This is a genomic window from Pseudomonas sp. NPDC089530 (assembly GCF_050280705.1).
GTDB lineage: Bacteria > Pseudomonadota > Gammaproteobacteria > Pseudomonadales > Pseudomonadaceae > Aquipseudomonas.
In genome coordinates, this window is sequence record NZ_JBNNVU010000191.1 from 1 (window position 1) to 2,739 (window position 2,739).

Genomic DNA, 2,739 nt, shown 5'->3' on the forward strand with positions numbered 1-2,739 from the left:
CGGTGGCCAGGCTGCCGCCCTGACGGTTTTTGAACTATGCCTTTCCCCAATGAAGAAACAACACCGCCCGTGACGAATATGTAGCGCGTCATGAAAAACCCTAGAAGTCTGCGTTAAAGCGGTCCGAGCCGCCGGGGAAAGCGAAGGAAGGCCGAAGCCCCCGATCACCTGCATTAATCACAGTGCACCTTTCAAAAAAACCGCCGCGTTGGGACAGACCGGAAGAGAAAACACCGGTACGTTGCTCGCTACACATTTTTTGGAATCGCCCAGCAAAGACTGCTTGGTAATCGGCAACTCCTGCAATTCAGGCGAATCCACAGAAGTTGTATCAAGAAGGGAGCGTAGTCTACCGGAAAGGGACTTTCAGCTCAAACCTTGATCGCTCGAAGGCGGCTGCCAATACAATTGCCAACCTTCCTGGGCATTTGCGTCAAGGCCAGGCAGGTTCGCCACGGCAAGCAGTTGTTCGCCTCGATACAGCAGCGGCAATCTGCCACGCACGAAGGCCGGCAACCCCGCCTCGTTGAGCAGGCGCTTGAGGTCCCGATGACCGCGTCCCGGCAGTTGCATCACCTCGCCCCCCAGGCGGTAACGCACCTGCAACGGCCCTTGCGGCGCGCGGCCGGTGAACTGCACGTGACCATTACCTGGCAACGGCAGCGCCACGTCGCTATCACCCCAACCGACGGGCGACAGCGGGGATTGCAACCAGACATCCGACAGCCACCAGATCCGCCCTGCCGCCCGTCGCACCTCGCCGTGCCCCAACCGCCACACCGGGCAGCTATCGCCCGTGGCGTCGCGCAGCGTCTGCCAACCCGCCCAGTGGTCGCTGTCCGGCAACGGCGTGAAACGGCTCAGCCAGTGGCTCAGGGCATTGCGCTGACGCGCTTGCGACAAGCCGGACAAAGGCGCAAGCGCCAGGGACGGCAACCCCAACCAGTCGAACTCACCCGCCACTGCCGCCTCTTGCAGATCGATCAGCGCCAGGTCGTCCAGCAGCTCCCGAGCTTCGCGCAGATGCGCCGCACTGCGCGTCATGCTGGCGACAGCCTGGGGCCAGCGTGCGGTCAGCAGCGGGAACACTTGATGGCGCAGGTAATTGCGGGAGAACTGTCGGTCCTGATTGGAGGGATCATCGATCCACCGCAATTGACGATCGTGGGCATAACGCTCCAGCTCACTGCGGGAGGCATCGAGCAAGGGCCGCAGCAAATGCCCCTGCCCCAGCGCCCGGGACGCCGGCATGGCCGACAACCCCCGGACCCCAGCCCCACGCAGCAGACGGAACAACAGGGTTTCCGCCTGGTCGTCGCGGTGCTGGGCGACCAGCAACAGCTCATTGCTGCCCGTTACCTCCTCGAAGGCAGCATAACGTGCTTCCCGCGCCGCACGCTCGAGGCTGGCGCCCGGTCGTACCTGCACCGAAACGATCTGCAACGGCACCCCCAAAGCCTCGCACTGGGCCCGACAATGTTCCGGCCAGGCATCGGCCGCAGCCTGGAGGCCGTGATGCACATGCACAGCGGTCAAGGGGGGAATTGCCTGTCGTTGCCTTAGTTCGGCAAGCAGATGCAGCAGGACGGTGGAATCGAGGCCGCCGGAGAAGGCGATGCGCCAGGCCGATCTACCCAGCCAGGGCGTGAGACGTTGAAGCAGTTGTTGCGCGAGGACTGTATCGAATGTGCTCATGAAGGAGCGGGTCCCGAGTAGAAGCCAAGCCTGTTCGCACTGATGGAAAAGCCCCGAATGGCGATTCGGGGCTTTTTCTCGAGCAAACCGCTCCTACAAGGAACGTCGGTCGGTCAGAGACCGTAGCTCATCAGGCGATCGTAACGACGGGCTAACAGAGTGTCGTTATCCATTTTCTTGAGCATTGCCAGCTGGGAAACCAGCTCGGCGCGGATCAAGGCAGAGGCAGCGGCCGGATCGCGGTGCGCACCGCCCAATGGCTCGCCGATGACCTTGTCGACAATGTTCAGGCTCTTCAGGCGCTCGGCGGTGATGCCCATGGCTTCGGCGGCATCCGGCGCTTTCTCGGCGGTTTTCCACAGAATCGAAGCGCAGCCTTCCGGCGAGATCACCGCGTAGGTGGAGTACTGCAGCATGTTCAGTTGGTCGCAGACACCAATGGCCAGCGCGCCGCCGGAACCACCTTCACCGATCACGGTGGCGATGATCGGGGTCTTCAGGCGCGCCATGACCCGCAGGTTCCAGGCGATGGCCTCGCTCTGGTTGCGCTCTTCAGCGTCGATACCCGGGTAGGCACCCGGCGTGTCGATGAAGGTCAGGATCGGCATCTTGAAACGCTCGGCCATTTCCATCAGGCGGCAAGCCTTGCGGTAGCCTTCAGGACGCGGCATGCCGAAGTTGCGACGCACCTTCTCACGCACTTCACGACCCTTCTGGTGGCCGATGACCATGACCGGCTGGTCGTCCAGACGAGCAACGCCGCCGACGATCGCAGCGTCGTCGGAGAAGTGACGGTCGCCATGCAGTTCGTCGAACTCGGTGAAGATGTGCTCGATGTAGTCCAGGGTGTACGGACGACGCGGGTGACGCGCCAGGCGTGCGATCTGCCAGCTGGTCAGCTTGCCGAAGATGTCCTCGGTCAGCGTGCTGCTCTTGTCCTGCAGGCGGGCCCAGCCCGGTGTCGAGCTTGAGGTTGAAAGGCGACTGGTTGAGGCTGTCGAAGTTCTGCACGTCGAGGTTCAGCGGGCCGACCTCCAGGGCCAC

At 62.7% G+C, this 2,739-nt stretch carries 2 protein-coding genes and 2 pseudogenes; all 4 read right to left on the bottom strand.

The features are described 5' to 3' along the window. Positions 1 to 92: hypothetical protein (locus ACQKQA_RS30065; protein ID WP_427564771.1), on the bottom strand; the 92-nt coding region annotated here is incomplete at its 3' end. Positions 93 to 366: 274 nt separating this feature from the next. Then, on the bottom strand, positions 367 to 1,695 hold the full coding sequence (tilS, locus tag ACQKQA_RS30070; protein WP_427564770.1) for a tRNA lysidine(34) synthetase TilS: 1,329 nt from the start codon (positions 1,693 to 1,695) through the stop codon (positions 367 to 369). 113 nt (positions 1,696 to 1,808) lie between these two features. Next, a pseudogene (locus ACQKQA_RS30075) lies at positions 1,809 to 2,645 on the bottom strand (acetyl-CoA carboxylase carboxyltransferase subunit alpha); the annotation flags it as partial. Further along, positions 2,644 to 2,739 (bottom strand): annotated as a pseudogene (locus ACQKQA_RS30080) (hypothetical protein); the annotation flags it as partial. The pseudogenes ACQKQA_RS30075 and ACQKQA_RS30080, both read right to left, overlap by 2 nt.

Bases quoted from the DNA above. Each gene is read 5' to 3' on its own strand.
- tilS (WP_427564770.1), bottom strand. From the start codon at position 1,695: ATGAGCACATTCGATACAGTCCTCGCGCAACAACTGCTTCAACGTCTC.